This window comes from Sphingopyxis terrae subsp. terrae NBRC 15098 (assembly GCF_001598815.1).
In the GTDB taxonomy this organism is placed as follows: domain Bacteria; phylum Pseudomonadota; class Alphaproteobacteria; order Sphingomonadales; family Sphingomonadaceae; genus Sphingopyxis; species Sphingopyxis terrae.
Genome location: NZ_BCZQ01000017.1, coordinates 164,163 through 185,664, shown reverse-complemented (window position 1 = coordinate 185,664; position 21,502 = coordinate 164,163). Strand labels below are relative to the sequence as shown.

The window sequence follows — 21,502 nt, the reverse complement described above, 5'->3', positions numbered from 1 at the left end:
GCCCGAAGAAGGGAATGCTATCATGGACAAGCTCGACACCTGGCTCGCCGCGCAAAGCAGTCGTCGCCGTTTCCTCGGCCAGGCCGCACTGGGCGGTGCCGCGCTCGCCGCAGGCCCAGCGCTCGCACAGAGCCTTGTCGATCTCCATCTGCCAGGTGGCAATGCCGGACGGCCGATGACCAGCGCCTTTCCCGGCAAAGGCAGCATGATCCTCCAGCGCATGCACCCGCCGCTGCTCGAGACCCCGATGGAGGTGTTTGACCGCGACGTGTTCACTCCCAACGACCAGTTTTTCGTGCGCTGGCACTGGGCCGATATCCCGACGTCGATCGATGTCGATACCTTTCGGCTCACCGTTCGAGGCCACGTCAACCGGCCGCTATCGATCAGCCTTGCGCAGCTGCTCCGCCTGCCGCGCGTCGAGATGGCCGCGGTCAATCAGTGCTCGGGCAACAGCCGCGGCCTGTTCCAGCCGCGTGTGCCCGGCGCACAATGGGGCAATGGTGCGATGGGCAATGCCAAATGGCTCGGCGTGCGGCTGCGCGACATCCTCGATTTTGCCGGCGTGAAGCCGGGCGCGGTGCAGGTGCGTTTCGGCGCGCTCGACCAGCCCGTCGTCGCCGGCGCGCCGGATTTCGAGAAGGCGCTCGACATCGATCACGCCCACGACGGCGAGGTGATGATCGCCTTCGGCATGAACGGTGAGCAGTTGCCCTTGCTCAACGGCTTTCCCTGCCGGCTGATCGTGCCGGGCTGGTATTCGACCTACTGGGTCAAGATGCTCAACGACATCGAGGTGCTGCCCGGCCCCGACGACGAATATTGGATGGCCAAGGCTTACAAAATCCCGGCGACGCCTGGCGCCAATGTGAAGCCCGGTGCCAAGGACTTCCCGACCGTCCCGATCAACCGGATGATCCCGCGCTCCTGGGTAACGAGCCTCGGCGAAGGACAGGCCATTGCCTTTGACCAGACGATACCACTCGGTGGCATCGCGATGGGCGGCGATTGCGGGGTCGCCAAGGTGGATGTCTCCACCGACGGCGGGCGTACCTGGTATCACACCCGCCTCGGTCCCGATCACGGCAAATACAGCTTCCGCCGCTGGGACACGCAGGTGCCGCTGCCGGCGCGCGGAAATGTGCGGCTGATGTCGCGCTGCTGGAACACGGCCGGGGTCGCGCAGCCGATGGCGCCGATCTGGAACCCGGGCGGGTTCATGCGCGGCAATATCGAAACCACCAACATCACTGCGTCCTGAGGAGAGCCGAGATGAAAGTCCCTTCGATCGGCACGCTCTCGTTCGGCGCAGTCGGCCTTGCTGCCCTCGTACTAATCGCGATCGGCCCGCCCGGCAGCCGTGTAGCCCCGCCACCTCCGGCTCCCAGCGGGCCGGCGCCATCGAGTGTCGCGTTTGGAGGCTTCACACTCACATCGGACGCGGTCGACCTGCCGCTCGACGACCAGCAATATCCTGACGGACCGCACGCCGACGTGATCAATGCGAACTGCACCTCGTGCCATTCGGCCAGCATGGCGCTGACCCAGCCCGCGCTCACGGCCGACCAGTGGAAGGCGACGGTCACCAAGATGAAGGAGGTCTATAAGGCACCGGTCTCGGAAAAGGATATCCCGGCGATCGTCGACTATCTGACGGCGCTGAGCGCGAAGCAGGGCAGCGCGGCGCCGGCCGGCAAGGAATCCGGAAGTCAGGGCGCTCCCGACGCGTCGGGCGGGACTGGCTGAGTGACTTATCGCCGCGCGCCGCGTTGCTTGAATGAAGGAGGCGCCCGATGCGTATCGAGAAATTTGTGCATAGCTGCCTGCGGCTGACGCTCGACGGCAAGCGGCTGCTGTTCGACCCGGGCAAATTCTCGTTCGTCGATGGGCGCGTCGATCCTCGCGACCTCAGCGACGTGGATTTCATCCTATTTACGCACGGCCATCCCGATCATTTCGACTGCGAGGCGCTACGCACCATCGTCGGCGATGGCGAACCGCGGATATTCGGAGGCAACAAGGTCGCAGCCACGTTGCGCAGCCAGGGCTTCACCGTCAGCGAGGTCGGAGAGGAAGGGCTCGACCTTGGACCATTCACGGTCCGTGCCCTGCCGGTGCGCCATGAGCCGATCCTCGCCGAAGAAATCCCGGCCGTTCTGGCATTCGTCGTCAATGATCGCCTTCTCAATCCCGGCGATAGCTTTGATGAACGGCTCCACCAATTTGCTGGAATTGAGGCGCTGGCGCTGCCGGTGATGGCGCCGTTCCTGACCGAGATCGGCGCCTACGAGTTCGCCAGCTCCATGCGTCCAAGCCATGTGCTCCCGGTCCACGATGGCTATGCCCGCGACTGGTTCCTGACGCAGCGCTACGATACCTATGAGCCCTATTTCGAGAAGGCTGGCATAACCTTCCACCGGCTCCAGCAGCCCGGTGACGGGTTCGACCTGTGACCGACGACACCCCGCCGGACCCGGCAAAGCCCGCCCACGCGGCCAAGCAGTTGGTCAAGAGCGCCGACAAGCTCGCGACCAGCGCCGAGCAGCAGACCAACAGCGCCGATCGCCGCACAGTACTTGCTGCGGATCGGACCGTCCTCGCGGCCGAACGGACCTATGCCGCCTGGGTGCGAACCGGGCTCGCTGCTTTGGCAGCCGGCATCGGTGCTCGCGCCTTGCTCGACAAGCTGGTGCCCGACTGGATGATCGCGGGCACCGGCTCGGTTCTGGTCCTATTCAGCGCCCTGTGCTTTATCGCCGCGATCTGGCGCGAGTTCGCACCGGGTGTGCCGCCGCCCAAGCCCGACACGGCGAAGCTACCCGGCTGGCTATTGATCCTCGTCAACGGATTCCTGGTCATGGTGTCGATCGCAGCGCTGATCGGGCTCTGGCTCGCCTGATCGCGGCGTCGTCAGCTGTAGTACCGGATGCGCGCTCGGCGCAGGATCTTGTCTTCGAGTGAGTAATAGAGCCAGATAAGCGCAATGGCTGTGCGGATAACATCCTGCGTTGTGCAGGGTGTGTTGAATTTCGAGGAGAGCGACAGGTTTGCCCGCAGCTGCCGATACAAACCGATTGAGCTGAGGCTTCGAAATTTGCTGCGACGGCTAGCGCCGCGCCCTGGCAAATCCGCGATCGGTCGCGACGAACCGTTCCAGCATCGGCGGTATGAGCCGTTCGATCGACAACGGCTCCGACAGGCCATTTTCCTTCGCATGTGCCGCCGCATAGTCAGCGAGATCGCGCGCAAGCTTGCCCGTGAGTTCGACAGTAGCCTTGACCGGCTTCTCCTCGACGATCGGCCCAAGTCGCAGCCGACTCATCTCCAATCCGCCTGTGGCTCGAGAATAAGGTCGCGGGTAACGACTACGCGGAGCGCGAAACCCGGCCGGATGGTGAGCGTCGGACGCACCGCCAGTTCGCGCTCGACGATGCGGCGCCCGGCCTGGCTCGTGCTGTCCTGCATCCCGTAGCGGAGCGCCCGGGCGAGTTCGTCGTCGCCGCCGACGCTGAGCTCGCTCCCGACCCCGAGCAGGGTCGAGACGAGCGCGGCGCGGACCATCCGGCCCCAATGATTGTTCACCCGATCCTCCAGCCCCGACATGCCTGCGGCGTCGGCGCCGGGCTGCCGTTCGAGGCGGATCGATCGTCCGCCAGGCAAGATGAGGCGATCCCATGCGAGGAGAACCCGGCTCTGTCCCGCCGCGATCTCGCTGTCATATTCGCCGATCAACCGCGACCCTTGCGGGATGAGCAGGATACGCCCGGTCGGACTGTCATAGATATTCTGCGTCACCTGCGCGCTGATCTGGCCCGGAAGGTCCGAGCGTATGCCCGTGATGAGCGCTGCCGGAATGACAGTCCCGGCCTGGACGATCAGCGCGGAGCTCGGGGCGATCAGCCGCTCGCCACTTTCGAGGGGCCGTTTCGAACCCGATGCCAGAAACTGACGCCGCCCCTCATTGGCCGTGCGAGGCTCCGCCGCCTGTTCGGGCGCGGCCGCCTCGGCAGACACAATATCTGTTGCTGCGGAACTTGCGGTTCCGCCCCCCAGAAAGAGCCGGCTCGTCTGGGCGCTCTCGCGCTCCTGCAGTGCCCGCTGCCGCGCCTGTTCGGCGGCCGCCACGCGCGGATCGGGAGGATTGCGCCCTTCCGCGCCGATCGGCGGGACGGGGATGGCTTCGCCGCTCCCCTGCGCCGCAACGATCGGCCGGCCAAGGTCGCCGGGGAGCGGCGGACCGAGCTTCGGCACAGCGCCATAATCGGCGGGTGCTCCGGTGACCGCGTCGGGCCGCGCATTGTTGCTCGCTTCATGGAGCTCCTGACGCTCGGCCGGGGCCGGCGTTCGCAGCGCCCACATGAGCGATGCCGCAATCGCAAGACCGCCGGCCCCGCCGATAACCGCCAGCGTTTTCCGCGACAGACGCATGACCCGCGGCGTCTCACCCGCCAGGCGGAACGCATCAGGACTAGCAGGGGCGATCGGCGCGACCTCGGCCTCGGCGGGCACAGCCTCTGTGCTCTGCTGTTCGGGCGCCGTCACGACCGGCCTCGCGGGCGCGGCGTTTCGCGTTCGATCCGCACGGCCTTGGCGCCGCGCCCGCTCCCCAGCCGGAGTTCGGCGCGATCGAAGAGCCGGTCGACGATTATGTAACGCCCGTCGACGCGGTAGTTGAGCAGCTCGGCCGCGCCTTTCTCGCCGACCGCGAACAGCGGGGGCATGTCCGCCGTTGCGATCGCACCGCCGAACTCGACGAAGAGCTGGCGCCCATCATCAAAGACCCGCACCGGCCGCCAGGGGACCTTCGCGCCGGAGATGCGATAGGCAAAGCTCAACGCCGCGAAATCGATCCCGCCTGCAACCGGAGCGAGCCGCGCCTGTTCGGTCTCGGCGGCGCGAAGCGCGATCAGCTCGTCCTGCGGATAGGACCAGGAGACCGCCGCCATATAGGTGGCGGGGGTCGCGCGCAGCTCGATGTGATAGGTCCGACGGCTGGTGTTGATGACCAGATTCGTCATGATGTCGGGGCGCGTGGGCTTCACCAAAATATGGACGCGGCGCGACGCGCCCGTCCCGCTCACCGTATCGCCGATCACCCAGCGCACGGTGTCGCCGGCCGCGACAGGCCCCGGACCGACAAGCTCCTCGCCTTCCTGCAATGCGATGTCGGTGACCTGTCCGGGCGCGGTGTAGACTTGGAACAGCGCGCCATCGGCCCAGGCATATTTCTGGATGGCGTTGAGGAAGGTCGCGCGCTCGGGCTGGACGCGCGCCGCGTCGTTCGCGCGGCCGACCTGCGTGCGCGGATCGGCGGGTGCCGCCTGCGCCGGCAGCGCGAGCGCGGCAGCGCCGAGAAGAAGGGTAATGCGGATCATTGGCTGAGCTCCTTCGACCAAGAAATAGCGGTGACAAAAACGCCGAGCGGGTTCCGGCGCAGGGCGTCGGGAGTGCGGGGCGGCTGGATCGAGGTGGTCAGGATCGCCGACCAGCGCGACGTCTCGACCAGGCTGCCATCCTGATAGCGGCGCTCGGTCCAGGCGATGCGAAAGCTGTCGCGCGATGCGCGGATCACGCTCGATACATCGACGGCGACCTGCATCTTGCCGACTTCGGCAAAGGGATCGTTCGCGCGGGCGTGATCGCTCAGCGCCTGCGCGCCCTTGGGCGTGGTGAAGTCATAGGCGCTGAGCCAGTCCTTGCGGAGCACCACCGGATCGGCCGGGATCGAGCGGACATGCTCGATGAAGCGCGCGAGATGGAATGCGATCTGCGGGTCGGTCGGCGAATAGTCGGCATCGGCGGGCGCCACCGATCTTGCCTCGCCGAGCATGTCGACCTCGACGACCCAAGGGGTGATCGTGCCGCGCAGCGACTGCCACACGAGCGCCGAGGCGAGTCCGCCCGAAAGCGCGAGACAGCCGAAGAAGGCGAGGCGCCAGCTTTTCGCCTGGGTGCGGGCCGAGCCGATGCGGTCGTCCCAGACCTGCGCCGCGCGCTGGTAGGGCGTAACCGGGACCGGGGACTTGCCATAATGTTGGGACGGGCGTCGAAACATGAGTTCAATCCTTCTGGCTGATGTCGGGAGCGGAGCCGGCGCCATGGCTGTCGCCGGCCTTGAGGGTCTGCGAGGCGATGGTGGCGCCCGAGGTGACGGCCTGCCGTCGCTTCATGGCGGCCGCCCAGGTCGGGGGCGACGCCGCGCCGTCGCTGGCGGTGGCAGTGCCGGCCACGGACTTGCCCGCCTGCCCCGCGGCATAGCTTTGACGCAGGCGGTCAGCCGCGGCGCGGAGCGGCGAACCCGCGCCGCGCGCCGTGTCACGCGCCACATTGGCGAGCCCCGCACCGAACGCCCGCATCCCGCTCTTCCCAGCCGCGCCCCGGGCGTAGGATGCCGAAGCGCTGCCGGACGCGCGCGAGGCTCCGAGCGCGGTGCGACCGACGGCGCTGCTCGCCGCGCCGGCCGCCAGCGTCGCGCCCGCCGCGCCAGCGGCGAGGGTCGCCCCGGCCGCGAGGGTCGTGCCTGCGGCGGCGCCTGCGCCGAGCTGCGGGCCGCCCGCCACGATGCCGTTGGCGACGCTCGGACCGAAGATGCCGAGACCGAGCAGGGTCAAGGCGCCGAGTGCGATCGCCATCACCTCGCGGATGTCGGGTTCGGTCCCGAGCCCGGCGTCCATGAAGCGCTGGAAGAGGGTCGTGCCGATGCCGGTGATGACCGCGAGCACGAGGAGCTTAATGCCCGAGGAGATGATATGGCCGAGGACGCGCTCGGCCATGAAGGCGGTGCGTCCGAAGAAGGCGAAGGGCAGCAGGACGAATCCCGCGAGCGTCACCAATTTAAACTCCAGGATCGTGACGAAGACCTGCACCGCGAGAATGAAGAAGGCGATCACGACGATCACCCAGGCGATCAGCAGGATCAGGATCTGGACGAAGTTGGTGAAGAGCCCCACCGGGCCGACAAGATCGGCGGTCGCGTCGAGCAAGGGCTCGGCCGCGTCGAGGCCGGTGGACGCGATCATGCCGGGGCGCATGAAATCGCCGATCGCCATCGCGCTTCCTGCCGCTTTCAGGCCCAGCCCGGCGAAGCTCTCGAGCAATATCGTGGCCAGCGCCTGGAAATTGCCGATGATGAAGGCGAAGACGCCGATATAGAGCGTCTTCTTCACCAGCCGCTGCAGCACATCCTCGTCGGTGCCCCATGCCCAGAAGAGCGCCGCGATCGTTATGTCGATCACGATCAGCGTCGAGGACAGGAAGCCGACCTCGCCGCCGAGCAATCCGAACCCACTGTCGATATAGGTCGAGAAGACCGACAGGAAATTATCGATAACGCCGGTGTCGTTCATGGCTTGCTCTTTTCGGTCCGGAAGAAATGGCGCCGCTTCGCTTCCCAGGCCGCCTCGCATTCGGGATCGGCTTCGGTGGCGGTTCGGCAGCGACGAAGGGTGTCGCCATAATCGGGGGGTGCGTCCGCCCCGGAGATCGCGGGAGCGGACGCACGGGGCGCGGGCGGATCGAGCGCGGCGACAAGGGCAAGGGTCAGCGCAAGACCCAGGACGATTGCCCCCATCACCAGCCCGCCCGCCCGGCCCATCTCAATTGCCCTTGCGGAAGCGGCGGAAGCGTTCGCGGCCTTCGGCCTCGGCTGCGGCGGCGCGCGCGGCATCGAGCATCTCGGCGCGGCCCTGCGCGCTCATGACGGCGGCGAGATCGGCGATCTGCTGCGACTGGATGGCGAGCAGCTGGTTGCCCGCCTGCGCGGCCTGCAGCGCGCCGGTTGCCGACTGGCTGGCGCCGACGATCGTCGAGATCGACGTCCGCGTTCCGCCCATGTTCGTGACGATGCCGGCCTGCACCTTCATCGCATCCTCGAAGGCGCCGACGCTGTCCTTCCAGCGCGCCTCGGCATTGGCGACCATCTCGGCGGCAGAGCCCGTCAGCGCTCCGCCCTTGTAGCGCGCCTCGAACCCCTTCTGGATGTCCGACACGTTGAACGCGATGCCCTCGGCCTGCGCGAGGAGCTGGCGCGTCTGGTCGACCTGCGCCTCGAGCGTGCCCAGCGTCGATGTCGGCAGGCTGTTGAGGTTCTTCGCCTCGTTCATCAGTGAGGTCGCCTGATTCTGCAGCTGCTTGATCTGGTTGTTGATCTGCTCGAGCGTGCGCGCCGCGGTCAGGATATTCTGCGAATAGTTGCGCGGATCGTGAACGATGCCGCCGAGCTGCGCGCTCGCCGGGACGGCCAGCATCGCGCCCGATACTGTCAGGGACGCAAGTGTCGTGGCAGCGACGGCGCGGACGATATAATTCTTCATCGGGGGAACTCCTCATTGGGGGCGGCAATGGTGGGGAGCAGCTCGGCCGCCCATTCGAGCTTGCGGTGGGAAAGCCAGGCGGCCGCGAACCCTTCGGGGCCGTGCGCTGCGAACAGCTCGGCGATGCGCGTCTGGTCGGTCTTCGAGGATGCGGCGGTGAAGGCGAGCGCAACCTCGCCTAGCCCCAGGTCGAAGAGGCGATTGCCGCGCCGCGACTGGCAATAATAGTCGCGCTTAGGTGTCGCCCGGCTCAATATCTCGATCTGCCGGTCGTTGAGGCCGAAGCGCTCGTAGATGCGGGCAATCTGCGGCTCGAGCGCGCGCTCGTTCGGCAGGAATATGCGGGTCGGACAGCTTTCGATGATCGCAGGCGCGATGCTCGAGGTTTCGATGTCGGCAAGGCTCTGCGTCGCGAAGACCACGCTCGCATTCTTCTTGCGGAGCGTCTTCAGCCATTCGCGCAGCTGCGCCGCGAAGGCCGGGCTGTCGAGCACGAGCCAGCCTTCGTCGATGATGATGAGCGTCGGCGAGCCGTCGAGCCGTCCGGCGATCCGGTGAAACAAATAGGACAGGACAGGTCCCGCCGACGCGGCGCCGACAAGGCCTTCGGTCTCGAAGGCCTGCACGCGCGCGGCCCCGATGCGCTCCTCGTCGGCATCGAGCAGCCGCCCCCAGGGTCCGCCGACCAAATAGGGCGCGAGCGCCTGCTTGAGTTCGCGCGACTGGAGAAGCACCGCGAGCCCCGTCAGCGTGCGTTCGGCGACAGGCGCCGTCGCGAGCGAAGTCAGCGCCGACCAGAGATGCTCCTTCGCCGCCGGGTCGATCATCATGCCTTCGCCCGCGAACAGCGCGGCGAGCCATTCGGCCGCCCAGCTCCGCTCGGACGCCTCGTCGATCCGGGCGAGCGGCTGCAACGCCACGCCGCCCTCGCCATCGTGGAGCGCCCCGCCAAGATCCTGCCAGTCCCCGCCCATCGCGAGGGCCGCGGCGCGGATCGAGCCGCCGAAATCGAACGCGAAGATTTGCGAGCCCGGATAGCGGCGAAACTGCATCGCCATCGTCGCGAGCAGCACCGATTTGCCTGCCCCCGTCGGACCGACGACGAGGCAATGACCGACGTCGCCGACATGGAGGGAAAGGCGGAACGGGGTCGAGCCTTCGGTCTTGCCATAGAGCAAGGGGGCGTCCCCGAAATGCTCGTCCCGTTCCGCCCCCGCCCACACGGCAGACAGGGGGATCATGTGGGCAAGGTTGAGGGTGGAGATCGGCGGTTGGCGAACATTGGCATAGGCGTGGCCGGGCAAACTCCCGAGCCAGGCCTCGATCGCGTTCATGCCCTCGATCGTGCAGGTGAAGTCGCGCCCCTGGATGACTTTCTCGACCAGCCGGAGCTTCTCCGCGGCGAGGGCCGCGTCGGCGTCCCACACGGTTACGGTCGCGGTCACATAGGCGACGCCGGCATGATCGGCGCCGAGTTCCTGCAAGGCCATGTCGGCATCGGCGGCCTTGTTCGATGCGTCGCTGTCGACGAGCGCCGATTGCTCGTTGGTCATCACCTCCTTGAGGATCGCCGCGATCGACTTGCGCTTGGCGAACCATTGCCGCCGGATTTTCGTCAGTAGTTTTGTCGCGTCGGTTTTGTCGAGCATGATCGCGCGGGTCGACCAGCGATAGGCGAAGGCCAGCCGGTTGAGATCGTCGAGCAGGCCGGGCCAGGTGGCGGTCGGAAAGCCCGTGATCGTCAGGGTCCGCAGATGCTGCTCGCCGAGCCGGGGCTCAAGCCCGCCGATGAGCGGCTGGTCCGTCAGCAGCGCGTCGAGATAGACTGGCGTCTCGGGGACCCGGACCCGCTGCCGCTTCGTCGATACGGTTGAATGGAGATAGGTCAGAGTCTCGCCGTCATCGAGCCATTCGGCCTCGGGCATGAAGCCTTCGACGAGATGAAGGATGCGGTTCGACCGGTCGATGAAGCTCGCGAGATGCTCCTTCGGATCGACCCCCGAGCGCTCCATACCCTCATAAAGCCAGCCCTCCGCCCGCGAGGCATCCTCGGCCGGCGGCATCCACAGGAGGGTCAGATAATAGCGGCTCTCGAAATGCGCCCCTTCCTCCCGGAATTGCTCGCGGCGCTCCATGTCGACCAGAGCGGATGCCGGATCGGGGAATGAGGATGCGGGATAATCGCTCGATGGCAGCCGCTGCGCCTCCACGAACAAGGCCCAGCCCGAGCCGAGGCGCCGGATCGCATTGTTGAGCCGGGCGGTGACCGCGACGAGTTCGGCGGGGGTGGCGCTGTCGAGATCGGGGCCGCGGAAGGACGCGGTTCGCTGGAAGGAGCCATCCTTGTTCAGCACGGCGCCCTCGGCAACCAGCGCGACCCAGGGGAGATAATCGGCAAGGCAGGCCGACTTCGAGCGATATTCGGCGAGGTTCATCATGGCCGCATCCAGACAGGATATTTGAGGTGACGCTTGGCGACGTCGACGAATTGCGGGTCGCGGCGCGCCGCCCAGACCGAGAGCGCATGGCCGACGATCCAGAGGACGAGACCCGCGATCCAGAGGCGGAGACCAAGGCCGATCCCGGCCGCGAGCGTGCCATTGGCGATCGCGAGGGCGCGCGGCGCGCCGCCGAGCAGGATCGGCTCGGCGAGCGCGCGGTGCACGGGCGCGAAGAAACCGGTGACTTCGGCCGGAGCATCCATCAGACGACGGCTCCGCCGCCGAAGGAAAAGAAGGTCAGGAAGAAGCTCGACGCCGCGAAGGCGATCGACAGCCCGAACACGATCTGGACCATGCGGCGAAAGCCGCCCGACGTGTCGCCGAACGAGATGGACAGACCGGTGATGATGATGATGATCAGCGAGATCACCTTCGCGACCGGCCCCTCGACGCTTTCGAGGATCGATTGCAGCGGCGCTTCCCATGGCATCGACGAGCCACCGGCCCGAGCCGGGAAGGCGGTAACGAGCGCGACATAAAGAGCGGTCGGGGCGAGCAGGAAGCGCGGTGCCTCCCGCCGGGCGGCGTGGGTCATGGTCAGTCTCCTTCGGGGGTAAAGAGGGGGGTGATGCGATAGTCGCCGGTCGACGCATCGAGACCGTCGACGCGGGCGAGTTCGGCAAGGCGCCGCCCGGCGCCGTCGCGCACGAGAACGGCAACGAGATCGATCGTTTCTGCGAGGAGGGCCCGCGGGACCGTGATCACGGCTTCCTGAATGAGCTGCTCCATGCGGCGGAGTGCGCCGATCGCGCTGCCCGCGTGGATCGTGCCGATGCCGCCGGGATGTCCGGTGCCCCACGCCTTCAGAAGATCGAGCGCCTCGGCACCGCGGACCTCGCCGATCGGGATGCGGTCCGGCCGAAGCCGAAGCGAGGAACGGACGAGATCGGACAGCGACGCGACCCCATCCTTGGTGCGCATCGCGACGAGGTTCGGAGCCGCGCATTGGAGCTCGCGGGTGTCTTCGATCAGGACGACGCGTTCGCTGGTCTTGGCAACCTCGGCGAGCAGGGCATTGGTGAGCGTCGTCTTACCCGTCCCGGTTCCGCCGGCGACGAGGATATTGAGGCGCTCGGCGACCCCGGAGCGCAGCGCCTCTGCCGCCGGTGCGGACATGATGCCGGCTGCGACATAATCGCCGAGCGAGAAGACGGCGACCGCGGGCTTGCGGATTGCGAAGGTCGGCGCCGCGACCACGGGCGGCAACAGACCCTCGAAGCGCTCGCCGCTTTCGGGAAGCTCGGCCGACACGCGCGGCGACCCGGCATGGACCTCGGCGCCGACATGATGCGCCACGAGCCGGATGATGCGCTCGCCATCGGTGGCCGCGAGCAGGATACCGCTATCGGTGATCCCTGCGCCGAGGCGATCGACCCAGAGCCGACCGTCGGGGTTCAGCATGATTTCGATGACCGCGGGGTCGGCAAGCCACTCGGCAATTGCGCCGCCAAGCGCTGTCCGCAGCATGCGGGCACCACGCCCCTGCGCCTCGAAACGGACCGGCCCTGCGCCCATGATAGTCCCCGTTGGATGGTCCGGGCAAGGACGCCCGGCTCGACGGGGACGAGTAAGAGACGCAGAGATTCACTATTTTCAACAGAGATTTGCGCGCGTCGTACTGTGGGTAAGAAAGACAGGGAATGGCGTAGGCCGCGATGCGATCAGTTCCGATTCGGAAGCGATTAAATGAAGGTCGGCGGGTTGTGCCGAGCGCGATTTTGACAACAGTGTCAGGATGAGTGATTCGGGGTCGCAGCATTCGGACGAGTTCTTGAGGTGGACGCGCTTGACAGAAAAGCAGCGGGCCTGTCTCGATTTGCTGCTGGAACGAAAAACCTCGAAACAGATCGCCCGCGACCTCGACATATCGAAGCAGGCGGTGGATTTGCGGCTCACCACCGCACGCGACACGCTGGGCGCGGCCAACCGCGACGAGACCGCGATCATCTATGCGCGGCTCCGCCAGACCTATGATCGGATACCATGTGATCCGGTCATACTACCGCCAACCCCCGAACTGGTGCCATCCGATTTCCCGGACGGTGACCCCGCTAGCTTGCTGCATCTGAACGATAATTTGGCAAGTCGAGCCGGGTCTCGGAGCGAAGGCTCTCCGTTCAGGGATTTGCTGAGGCCGAACTATAGGCCTCAGGCCCGGGTCGTGATCGTCGTGAGCTTGCTCATCGCGGTCCTGCTCATGGTCATCGCAGGCCTGTCGATCGGTCAGACGCTGACCCGGCTCGCCTCGGCCTGATCCCATATCGTGTTGAACCATGGTCCGGGAGCGCAGCGCGCTTCTCCGGAGAGGAGAGTCTATGCAAAATTTGAACAGCGTTGCCGCGGAGCGGTTGCAGCGAGTGGTGCCTGCAGCCGAAGCGCAGATCGATGGCGCCCTCATCGCCGTTTCGTCGCTGATGGCGGAGGTCGTCACTGCCCGTCGAGATACGGCCGGCGTCCCTGCTGCCAAGGGACATGCGACGATCCGCCGCATCGCCGAAGCGCAACTGGCGCTGGTCGGGGTGAGCGGCGACATCCTTCGTGTTCATGGCGACCTTGCCGATATCGGCCGTGAAACGTCAGGCCTCGACCTTCACGAATGCCCCGCAGCTGCCGAAGCCGGCCCCGCAAAGCTTTCCCTGGTGAGCTGAGCGACATTGACGATGGGCCATCGGCATGGTGAATGAGCGCGATGCTGCGGATCGCAATCTTCGTGACATTGCTGCTGGTGGCTCTCGTCTACGCTCTCCGCAAGGGCGGCGGCCCGGAGAGAGCGGTGGCAGCCATTCTCCTGTTCATGCTGATTTCCGATCAGGCTCTACACCTGATTTTTGCGGTGAACTTTGTCACGGTCGATACGGGTCACTTGCTGATCGATCTGATAGCGGCGGCCGCGACGATGACCGTAGCGCTGACGGCCTATCGCTTCTGGCCCATGCTGGCGGCAGTCCTGCAATGTCTTCCGCTACTGGCTCACACGACCCGCGCGATCGACATGGAACTCCACCCAATAGCGTATCTGACGATGCAGGTCGCTGCATCCTGGCTTCTTCCGCCGCTCCTCGTGGCCGCAACCTGGCATCACCAAAAGCGATTGGCTCGAGCCGGCAGCGATCGGTCCTGGTACATTTTATTGCGACCATCGAGCCCGAACGCTGCGAAGCCTTAGCGGACCGGCTACTTGTCGCGTTTCATTCGATCAGCCGCATTTGGGCGCAGTCGCCAGAAGCGCTCGCTCGCGTCATTGGTGACGCGCCGCAGGTCGCAGAGGTCATTCTCGAGGCACATAAGCTCGCCACCGAGAGCCTTTCCGGCGATCTTCGAGGTATCAGCATCGATCCCTTCGACCGGAGGCTCCGCTCCTACCTCATCATGTCGATGGGCTCGCTCTCCGACGAACGGCTCCGTATCCTCTTCCTCGACGGTGGGCGCCATCTTCTCGCCGACGAGGTTTTGCAAAGCGGCACGCTTGCGCAGCTTGCCATCTACCCCCGAACGATCTTCCGGCGTGCGCTCGAACTCAATGCCGCCGGGCTAATCCTCGTCCACAACCATCCGAGCGGCGACCATCGCCCCAGCGTCGAGGACATCGAGGCGACGCGGAAGCTCGAAATGATCGGACGGTCGCTCAACGTCGAGATCATCGACCACATCGTTGTGACATCAACCCACTGCCATCACGTCATCAGCAACGACACTCTTGCGGGGACGCCGATTCCGTCAGCCTCCTTCACATTGCGAAGTCCGGGAGGTCCCGCCCGCATCGACCATGGGGACATTGCGCTGGCTAATGCGAAGGCCGCGATGCGCAGGCGCCTCCTCCGCCAACAACTGATCGGGGCCCCTGAACTCTTTGGCGATCCCGCATGGGAAATGCTGATCGATCTCTTCGTTCACGAATGCGAGCGAAAGCGCCTGTCCATCAGCGCGCTATGCGTCACGTCCTCGATCCCGATGAGCAGCGCGCTACGGCTGGCGCAGCGCCTCTGCGATGCCGGCATTACGCGCCGCGTACCCGATCCGATCGACGGGCGCCGGACTTTCATCCGGCTCGATCCGATCATCGCTCACCGGATGCGCGCCTATTTCGAAGCCGGTGCCGAATGAACGATGCCGAGGCCGGATCGTTAATGTTCGCGCGCGCTCCCCGAATGTTCGGCGGCCGCGCGCACCATTTGCGCCCAGCTCCCGATATAGGCAGCACGGTTCTTATATTGATCCCCGGACTCGGCCGTCATTAGCGCCACGCTGCCAAGCGTTTCGGCAAACTCATTGGTTGTGCAGACACCCTTTCGCTCCAGCACGCCGCCGAGCGCTGCCAATATTGAACCAACCGCAAAAAGTGCGTCTTCGTCCATGATAAGCTCCTTTTTATCCAGCAATTAGCGGATCGCAGAACTGGGATACTTGGATGTGGCATCTTTCCGGTCGGGGGGCAAAGCGCCAGCGGTAACCCAAAATTAGGAGCAGCGACGATGTCGCCATATAATGTGGCCAACGAATTTGACCGCGCGAAAGAGGAGGAAAGGTGCCCAAAACGCTCGCTGAGGAATCGCCCGATGGCCGCGTCTTTTTCGCGCCGGGCATTCTACGCCATTCGCCGTTCGCCAGCGACGTTGCCTATGTAATTGCTCTGTGGGCGCATATCGATGGCGATATTGCCTCGATCCTCAGCCGGATGCTGAAAAGCGACATTGCGGTCGGCACTGCAATGTATCTCTCGCTGGTCGGAGCCGGTGCACAGCGGGGCGCACTTGATGCGGCAGCGCACGAAGCGCTCCCCGAGTGGCAGCAACTGCTGTTCAAGGCGATCGGCTCGGTCGCAGAGGAGTCGCGCAAGACCCGCAATCATTTTGCCCATCGTATCTGGGGGCATTGCTCCGAACTCACGGAAGCGATCCTGCTCACCCACCCCAAGACCATCGTGAAGTACAACATCAGCCATCGCCAGCGCGTGGAGGAACTTCCCGACGGTCGCGGCGTGATCCGGCCTATGCCAATCGATGAAGAGAAGATCCTGGTCTATCGGCGGCCTGATTTCGATGCGGCGATCGAGGAAGCGGAGCGAGCGCAGACGCTCTATCGGCTCTTTTACGCCATTATGTGCGATTCCGGCGAAGGGCCAAAGGCCCAGCTCCTCGCCGATCCCATTTTCAAGGCTCGCCTCGATCAGATTGCGAAGGGCGCAAACGCCGAGGCGAAAGCCATTCTAGGGATCAAGGCCAAAGAGAAACGGAAGCACTGACTATGCGATACTGGAACACGGGGGACACGCCCACCAATTCGAACCTCAGCGCGCTCGAGAATCTTGCGCGGCCGTGGGCCGGGATCGACGCCGAGCACCTCCTCGATGTCATCCGCGGAGTGATCCGGATCGAGAAGATGCTGCCGAAGGCGGTGCGGGTGCATTTCAAGCTGCCGCATCTTTTCGTCGGCGCTGGCCCCTATGATTGGGACGCCGCGCGCCGGGATGAATATCATAGCGAACTCTGCGAGGCACTCAGTGCGGGCCTTGCCAATGTACAGGCCGACCCCACTCTCACGAAAGATGGTGGAGCCGATCTCAGCGACCGCCCTCCGACGCGGGGTGAAGAGCTTGAGTTCGCCTGCAGGGCCTGGAGCCGCAATCGGACGAGTAGCAATCTCGACGATCTGCGCATTGCATGCAGCGTGCAGGGGATGCAGAGCCGCTTCGACAAGCTGGAGCGCTGGCTGGGTCGAAAGCGTCCGGGCTCGTCGCCGCACTCGGTGGAGTATGAGGTCGAATGCGCGCTCGGTGACATCGATCGCTACGCCGATACCTATCACTCCATGGAAGCAAGCTACCGCTACGCCGAAAGACTACGCGAGCGCGAGCAGCTAGGCGAAGCGGACTGAACGAAGTTCGGCTTTCCAGGAAATGCGGCAAGATATCCCCAGACGCACCCCCGACTGTTGATAAAATTGCGATTCACCCTGTTGACAAGCGACTCGCCTGAGGGGCACTCCAGCCCGGAGGGCTTATCCCTCACGGTAACCCGCACGCGCATCTGTAACAGCGCGCCATTTTCGCGATGAATCCGTGAGGTTTGTGATGACCGACATGCCCCGTCTCCCGTCCGTAGGCGAGCGTCCGATGACTGACCGGGAGGCCGAACTCGCCCAGTTTATGGCGCTTGTGCAACAGGGCCGCCACAAAACGGCGGTGCTCCTCGAACTGTGCCGAACTCCTTTGGCCAAATATCTGGTTCTCACGATCATGCTGCTGGTGGCTGCTCTGTGCGGTGTCCCCGCCGAGGCCATCAGCTTTCTCTTAAAACTGCGAGCTGGATGAGCCGGTTAAAGGCTTCAATTGGAACCGCCGACATCACGCATCAGCTCCGCGGCGAGCTTTGGTCCAACTTCCATCCTACGTGAAAGGGCATCGACGAAAGCCTCCCAGCGCCGCTTCCCGCTGGCCTGCGCGGCCGGCAAAGCATCATCGGGCAAAGGCGCCGTGCTCGTGAGCCAGTGCCGGACGAACAGGGCCATCGCTTCTCCCGACATTTCCCCATGCCATTCGATGCGGTCGAGCTGGCGGCCGATGCGGTCGAGGCGCCGGGTCAACAGCGCCTCGATCCGCTCCTCCTGATCTGGCGAGAGAAAGGAGCGCAGCGCAGCCTCCAGCACTTCGGTCCGCGTCAGGCCGCGTCGGCGGGCAAGGTCTGTCAGGTCGCGCGACAGGCCGGTTTCGATCCGGAAGGTCTGTTTGACATGCGATCGGATCACAGCTGGATCCCGTCGTCAGGATCGAGCGCCGCTGCCCGGGCGCCCCGCGCCATCTGCCGATCGGCCGCGGCGCGGAGCCGCGCCGCATCGGCCTGCGCTCCATCTTCGCTGAAATCGAACTCGCCGTTGACGCTGCGCGGCGGCGGCGGCGCGATATCCTCATGGACGGGAAGTTCGGGTTCCTGCCGAATGCCGCCATTGGCCGCGTCATCGTCCTCCGCCGCCTTCGCTCTCGTCTCCATCGGCTGCGGTACCCGGTCGGCCATCCAGTCATGGGCGGCGGGAAGACCGCGACCGGGTGCGGGCGGCGGAATGACGCGGCCGGCCAGGCGCCGGTCGCCATAGTAGCGCGCCTTCTTGGCCCTGATCGGCGCGAGGCCGGCGGCCATCACGATCTCGTCGTCCGGGGGGAGCTGCATGACTTCGCCGGGGGTCAGCAGCGGCCGGGCGGTTTCGGTGCGCGACACCATCAAATGGCCAAGCCAGGGCGAGAGCCGGTGGCCGGCATAATTCTTCATCGCGCGTTGCTCGGTTGCCGTACCGAGCGCATCGGAAATCCGTTTGGCGGTGCGCTCATCGTTCGTCGCGAAACTGACCCGGACGTGGCAATTGTCGAGAATCGCATTGCTCTGGCCATAGGCCTTCTCGATCTGGTTGAGCGACTGGGCGATCAGAAAGGCCTTGATGCCATAGCCCGCCATGAAGGCGAGCGCGCTTTCGAAGAAGTCGAGGCGTCCGAGTGCGGGAAATTCGTCAAGCATGAACAGCAGCCGTTGCGACCGCGCCTTGGGATTCAGCTCCTCGGTCAGCCGCCGCCCGATCTGGTTGAGGATCAGGCGCATGAGCGGCTTGGTCCGGCTGATATCGCCGGGCGGCACCACGAGGTAGAGCGAGACCGGGCGCTCGCTTCCGATCAGGTCCGCGATGCGCCACTCGGAATGTCCCGTGACCTTGGCGATCACCGGGTCGCGATAAAGGCCGAGGAAGGACATGGCGGTCGACAGCACGCCGGACCGCTCATTCTCGCTCTTGTTGAGCAGCTCCTGCGCCGCCGCGGCGACGACCGGGTGGACGCGATCTCCCAAATGGCGGGTGGTCTTCATCCGGTGGAGCGTCGCCTCGATCTTGCGCTCGGGGTTCGACAAAAACGCCGCGACACCGGCGAGGCTCTTTTCCTCCTCGGCGTAGAGAACATGGAGGATCGCGCCGACGAGCAGGGCGTGGCTGGTCTTCTCCCAGTGGTTTCGACGCTCGAGGCTTCCTTCGGGATCGACCAGCACGTCGGCGACATTCTGCACGTCGCGCACTTCCCACGCGCCGCGCCGGACTTCGAGGAGCGGATTATAGGCCGCCGATGCGGGGTTCGTCGGATCGAAGAGCAGCACCCGGCCATGCTTTGCGCGAAAGCCCGCGGTGAGCTGCCAGTTCTCACCCTTGATGTCATGAACGATGCAGCTCCCCGGCCAGGTCAGCAGGGTCGGCACCACGAGGCCGACGCCCTTCCCGGATCGGGTCGGCGCGAAGCAGAGGACATGCTCGGCGCCATCGTGGCGCAGATAGGTTCCGGCCATGCGCCCGAGAATGACGCCATCGGGGCCCAGCATGTTGGCAGCCCGTATCTCGCGGTCCTGCGCCCAGCGTGCCGATCCATAGGTCTCGGCCCGCCGGCGCTCGCGCGCACGCCACACCGACATGCTGATCGCGACGACAACCGACAGCAGCCCGCCCGACGCGGCGATCGCGGCGCCGCGGTAGAAGATCGGCGGCGCATAGGCGTCGAACGCAAACCACCACCAGAAGAAGGCTGGCGGCGGATAGACGGGATAGTCACCGATGCGGAACCAGGGAGCGCCGAGCGCCGCCTGAAATCCGAGCGCTTCCGCCGTCGATTGGGTCGCGGTCCAGACCGCCGCGAGGACGATCAGCAGCACCGCGAAGATCTGGCCCCATAATATCCTGTCGCTCATCGTTCATCCTTTCTCAGATCGCGATCCCGCGATTGCGGCCAAGGCTCCAGTCGATGCCGCCCGCGGTGGCGGTGCCGGTGACATGCTGCCCGAGGTGCCGGTCGAGCGCCGGGCGCCAGGGCACGAGTTGAAAGCCAAGCCCATCGTCGATCATCGCGAAGCGCCCCGAGGCGAGCGACACGCGCTCGCGGTAGGTCCCGCTCACCGCGTCGCCGGTGGCCGGCGGGCGATGCGCGAGCCCGGTGCGCGCGGCGATGGTTTCGCAGGCCGCCTCGAGGTCACGCCGCTTCAGCGTTTCGATGAGATCCGGCGCCAGTACGAGCTTGCCGTTCTGACGGCTCGCGAGGCCTTCGCTCGCGAGAAACTCGGCGCGTGCTGCCATGGCGCGGCGAACATCGATGCCGAATCCCGACGTTCCTGCCGTGGGCCTCGCCGCGACCAGCTCGCGGTCGAGCCAGGTTGCGCCGCGCGCGGATATCTGGTCGGCGACCGCAAGGTCCGATCGCAGGGCGAGCGAGAGATGCTCGCCGCCGTCGCGTCCTTCCCAGCGCCGCAGCTCGACGACCGCGCCCGGCTTCGCGTCCCCGGTCCATTGGAGATCAGAGAATTTGATGTGATGGGTCCGGCCATCGGTCCCGTCGACGATGGCGAAGGCGGAGCCGGCAAGCTCGTCGTCGAGGCCGCGTGCGACCAGCCGCCCGACGAGGCCCGAACGCTCCGCCTCGCCGTGAAGGGCGAGCCTCGATGCGTCGAAGGAGAGCCCTTGCATGCGCATGGCGCGGTGGACGCCCTTGATGATGTCGCCTCGCTCGCCGAGGTCGCGCAATATGGTTTCGGCGCGCGGATCGATCTCGAATATGCCGGGTCCAAGGCGCGTCGCGAGCCCAAGCGCCTCGAGCTTCGCCGCACGTCCGATGAGATGCCGATCGCGGCCCGGCGGCGAGCTTGGGTCGGGACGAAGATCGACGATCCCCGTTTCGCCGCCGCGTTCGCGCAGGCGCGCGTCGAGCCCGGTCCAACGCTCGGCGCCCGTCTCCCGCACGAGGCTCGCGTCGATCTCCTGTTCGTTTCGCGGACCGAGTTCGAGGGTCGCGATCTCCGACGCCCGTCCGCGCACGCCTTCCGACATATAGGCGCGGTCGACGACCAGGTCGCTTCCGTCCTCGGCGACGCCGCGCACGAGTATATGGATATGCGGATTGTCGGTGTTCCAGTGATCGACCGCCACCCAGTCGAGCCGGGTCTCGAGATCCTTCTCCAGCCGGCCCATGAGATCGCGGGTGAAGGTCCGAAGGTCCTGGAGCCGCTCGGCATCTTCAGGGCTGACGATGAAGCGGAAATGATGGCGATCGTCGGCGCAGCGATCGGCGAAGGCCTCGCGGTCGGCGGCGTCTCCAGACGCATCGAACATCATGGCATCGCGTCCATCGCGGGTGACGCCGTCGCGTTCGAGATAAGCGATATGCCGTGCGAGCGGCGCGGAGCGAAACTGCGCGCCCTTATGCCGGACGATGCGCGCCATGACCGTGACGCGGCGCTGCGCGGGACCCCGCCGCATCGTCGCAAGCGCGGCGCGGCCGCGGCCGTGCCGACCGGTCCCGCTGCGACCGCCGCCGCCACGACGGGAGCGGGTGTAACCCGAGCGGGCGGCTGCCTTGCGCACCTGCGCCGCGAGCCTTTTCCCGCGCCGCGCCGATCCCGAACCAGCGTCGCGCCCCCTTCCCGGTCGCACCCGAAAATCATGCTCGTCGCCGCTCACGGCGCCGGTGCCATATCGTAAGCGCTTGTTCTGCCTCGGAAATCCAGAGGTCGATATGGCAGCCGGAGGGGGGTGCCATACGCATAAAGCGCTGTAATCCAACCACAATCTGCCAGCGAGCTGGCAGGTCTTTTATCTTGCCATCCCCCCGAACCCCTTCTGAACGCAAAGCAGTGCCTATCCATGGACCCGCGCACTCCAGCAAATATCGCCAGGACG

Annotated in this window: 26 protein-coding genes; 11 read left to right on the top strand and 15 right to left on the bottom strand. The window is 65.7% G+C overall.

Features of this window, described 5'->3' with window-relative positions; genetic code table 11:
• The first annotated feature begins 22 nt into the window (after nt 1-22).
• From STE01S_RS11485 to STE01S_RS11470, 4 genes are read left to right on the top strand one after another with little or no spacing between them, the layout of a single operon-like run.
• On the top strand, nt 23-1,261 hold the full coding sequence (locus STE01S_RS11485; protein WP_058455249.1) for a molybdopterin-dependent oxidoreductase: 1,239 nt from the start codon (nt 23-25) through the stop codon (nt 1,259-1,261).
• A gap of 11 nt (nt 1,262-1,272) precedes the next feature.
• On the top strand, nt 1,273-1,746 hold the full coding sequence (locus STE01S_RS11480; RefSeq protein ID WP_058455250.1) for a c-type cytochrome: 474 nt from the start codon (nt 1,273-1,275) through the stop codon (nt 1,744-1,746).
• A 47-nt stretch (nt 1,747-1,793) separates the two neighbouring features.
• Nucleotides 1,794-2,453 (top strand): MBL fold metallo-hydrolase, encoded by a 660-nt coding sequence (locus STE01S_RS11475; protein ID WP_058455251.1) that lies wholly within the window; start codon nt 1,794-1,796, stop codon nt 2,451-2,453.
• Nucleotides 2,450-2,899, top strand: coding sequence for a DUF202 domain-containing protein (locus tag STE01S_RS11470; RefSeq protein ID WP_058455252.1), 450 nt, complete (start codon nt 2,450-2,452; stop codon nt 2,897-2,899). Before STE01S_RS11475 ends, STE01S_RS11470 begins: the two co-directional genes overlap by 4 nt.
• A 207-nt stretch (nt 2,900-3,106) precedes the next feature.
• Here STE01S_RS11470 and STE01S_RS11465 read toward each other — a convergent pair whose 3' ends face one another.
• The 11 genes from STE01S_RS11465 to trbB are packed head-to-tail and all read right to left on the bottom strand — an operon-like array spanning nt 3,107 to nt 12,328.
• On the bottom strand, nt 3,107-3,322 hold the full coding sequence (locus tag STE01S_RS11465) for a DUF2274 domain-containing protein (RefSeq protein WP_062767763.1): 216 nt from the start codon (nt 3,320-3,322) through the stop codon (nt 3,107-3,109).
• The gene (locus STE01S_RS11460; protein WP_062767761.1) at nt 3,319-4,542 is read right to left on the bottom strand and encodes a TraB/TrbI/VirB10 family type IV secretion system protein; all 1,224 of its coding nucleotides are present in this window, start codon (nt 4,540-4,542) and stop codon (nt 3,319-3,321) included. The genes STE01S_RS11465 and STE01S_RS11460 overlap by 4 nt, the downstream gene beginning before the upstream one ends.
• A complete protein-coding gene (trbG, locus tag STE01S_RS11455; RefSeq protein WP_082813307.1) occupies nt 4,539-5,375 on the bottom strand; it encodes a P-type conjugative transfer protein TrbG in 837 nt (278 codons plus the stop codon). The genes STE01S_RS11460 and trbG overlap by 4 nt, the downstream gene beginning before the upstream one ends.
• Nucleotides 5,372-6,055: a conjugal transfer protein TrbF gene (trbF, locus tag STE01S_RS11450; RefSeq protein ID WP_062767759.1), complete on the bottom strand. Its 684-nt coding sequence runs from the start codon at nt 6,053-6,055 to the stop codon at nt 5,372-5,374. The genes trbG and trbF overlap by 4 nt, the downstream gene beginning before the upstream one ends.
• Before the next feature lie 4 nt (nt 6,056-6,059).
• A complete protein-coding gene (gene trbL, locus STE01S_RS11445; protein ID WP_062767757.1) occupies nt 6,060-7,346 on the bottom strand; it encodes a P-type conjugative transfer protein TrbL in 1,287 nt (428 codons plus the stop codon).
• The gene (trbK-alt, locus tag STE01S_RS11440) at nt 7,343-7,570 is read right to left on the bottom strand and encodes a putative entry exclusion protein TrbK-alt (RefSeq protein ID WP_052182317.1); all 228 of its coding nucleotides are present in this window, start codon (nt 7,568-7,570) and stop codon (nt 7,343-7,345) included. The genes trbL and trbK-alt overlap by 4 nt, the downstream gene beginning before the upstream one ends.
• 25 nt (nt 7,571-7,595) lie before the next feature.
• Nucleotides 7,596-8,312, bottom strand: a complete 717-nt coding sequence (trbJ, locus tag STE01S_RS11435; protein ID WP_062767755.1) for a P-type conjugative transfer protein TrbJ — start codon at nt 8,310-8,312, stop codon at nt 7,596-7,598.
• A complete protein-coding gene (gene trbE, locus STE01S_RS11430) occupies nt 8,309-10,750 on the bottom strand; it encodes a conjugal transfer protein TrbE (protein ID WP_062767753.1) in 2,442 nt (813 codons plus the stop codon). The genes trbJ and trbE overlap by 4 nt, the downstream gene beginning before the upstream one ends.
• The gene (locus STE01S_RS11425; RefSeq protein ID WP_037553365.1) at nt 10,747-11,016 is read right to left on the bottom strand and encodes a VirB3 family type IV secretion system protein; all 270 of its coding nucleotides are present in this window, start codon (nt 11,014-11,016) and stop codon (nt 10,747-10,749) included. The genes trbE and STE01S_RS11425 overlap by 4 nt, the downstream gene beginning before the upstream one ends.
• Complete coding sequence (locus STE01S_RS11420) at nt 11,016-11,348, bottom strand: TrbC/VirB2 family type IV secretion system protein (RefSeq protein WP_062767751.1); 333 nt, start codon at nt 11,346-11,348, stop codon at nt 11,016-11,018. The genes STE01S_RS11425 and STE01S_RS11420 overlap by 1 nt, the downstream gene beginning before the upstream one ends.
• 2 nt (nt 11,349-11,350) lie before the next feature.
• The gene (trbB, locus tag STE01S_RS11415; RefSeq protein ID WP_062767749.1) at nt 11,351-12,328 is read right to left on the bottom strand and encodes a P-type conjugative transfer ATPase TrbB; all 978 of its coding nucleotides are present in this window, start codon (nt 12,326-12,328) and stop codon (nt 11,351-11,353) included.
• Between the two features lie 271 nt (nt 12,329-12,599).
• Here trbB and STE01S_RS11410 point away from each other — a divergent pair, with 271 nt between their 5' ends.
• From STE01S_RS11410 to STE01S_RS20390, 4 genes are all read left to right on the top strand, one after another.
• A complete protein-coding gene (locus tag STE01S_RS11410) occupies nt 12,600-13,067 on the top strand; it encodes a LuxR C-terminal-related transcriptional regulator (protein ID WP_255265934.1) in 468 nt (155 codons plus the stop codon).
• A 61-nt stretch (nt 13,068-13,128) separates the two neighbouring features.
• The gene (locus STE01S_RS11405) at nt 13,129-13,461 is read left to right on the top strand and encodes a hypothetical protein (protein ID WP_062767745.1); all 333 of its coding nucleotides are present in this window, start codon (nt 13,129-13,131) and stop codon (nt 13,459-13,461) included.
• A gap of 32 nt (nt 13,462-13,493) precedes the next feature.
• Nucleotides 13,494-13,979 (top strand): hypothetical protein, encoded by a 486-nt coding sequence (locus STE01S_RS20395; RefSeq protein WP_062767743.1) that lies wholly within the window; start codon nt 13,494-13,496, stop codon nt 13,977-13,979.
• On the top strand, nt 13,886-14,917 hold the full coding sequence (locus STE01S_RS20390; RefSeq protein WP_255265939.1) for a JAB domain-containing protein: 1,032 nt from the start codon (nt 13,886-13,888) through the stop codon (nt 14,915-14,917). The genes STE01S_RS20395 and STE01S_RS20390 overlap by 94 nt, the downstream gene beginning before the upstream one ends.
• A 20-nt stretch (nt 14,918-14,937) precedes the next feature.
• Here the strand turns inward: STE01S_RS20390 and STE01S_RS11390 are convergent, their stop codons facing one another.
• On the bottom strand, nt 14,938-15,192 hold the full coding sequence (locus STE01S_RS11390; RefSeq protein ID WP_162928263.1) for a hypothetical protein: 255 nt from the start codon (nt 15,190-15,192) through the stop codon (nt 14,938-14,940).
• A gap of 146 nt (nt 15,193-15,338) precedes the next feature.
• Here STE01S_RS11390 and STE01S_RS11385 point away from each other — a divergent pair, with 146 nt between their 5' ends.
• The 3 genes from STE01S_RS11385 (at nt 15,339) to STE01S_RS20385 (ending at nt 17,123) form a co-directional block, all read left to right on the top strand.
• Complete coding sequence (locus tag STE01S_RS11385) at nt 15,339-16,055, top strand: hypothetical protein (protein ID WP_062767741.1); 717 nt, start codon at nt 15,339-15,341, stop codon at nt 16,053-16,055.
• Between the two features lie 2 nt (nt 16,056-16,057).
• A complete protein-coding gene (locus tag STE01S_RS11380; protein WP_062767740.1) occupies nt 16,058-16,687 on the top strand; it encodes a hypothetical protein in 630 nt (209 codons plus the stop codon).
• A gap of 196 nt (nt 16,688-16,883) precedes the next feature.
• Nucleotides 16,884-17,123, top strand: coding sequence for a hypothetical protein (locus STE01S_RS20385; protein WP_062767738.1), 240 nt, complete (start codon nt 16,884-16,886; stop codon nt 17,121-17,123).
• Between the two features lie 14 nt (nt 17,124-17,137).
• Here STE01S_RS20385 and STE01S_RS11370 read toward each other — a convergent pair whose 3' ends face one another.
• Genes STE01S_RS11370 through STE01S_RS11360 form a run of 3 tightly spaced genes read right to left on the bottom strand, consistent with a single transcriptional unit; the run spans nt 17,138 to nt 21,283 of the window.
• Entirely contained in the window at nt 17,138-17,557 is a 420-nt protein-coding gene (locus STE01S_RS11370; protein ID WP_037553350.1) for a hypothetical protein, read from the bottom strand.
• Complete coding sequence (locus tag STE01S_RS11365) at nt 17,554-19,524, bottom strand: conjugal transfer protein TraG (protein ID WP_062767736.1); 1,971 nt, start codon at nt 19,522-19,524, stop codon at nt 17,554-17,556. The genes STE01S_RS11370 and STE01S_RS11365 overlap by 4 nt, the downstream gene beginning before the upstream one ends.
• Before the next feature lie 13 nt (nt 19,525-19,537).
• Nucleotides 19,538-21,283 carry a relaxase/mobilization nuclease domain-containing protein gene (locus STE01S_RS11360; protein WP_062767734.1) on the bottom strand — a complete coding sequence of 582 codons (1,746 nt, stop codon included), beginning with the start codon at nt 21,281-21,283 and terminating at the stop codon, nt 19,538-19,540.
• Nucleotides 21,284-21,502: the final 219 nt, after the last annotated feature.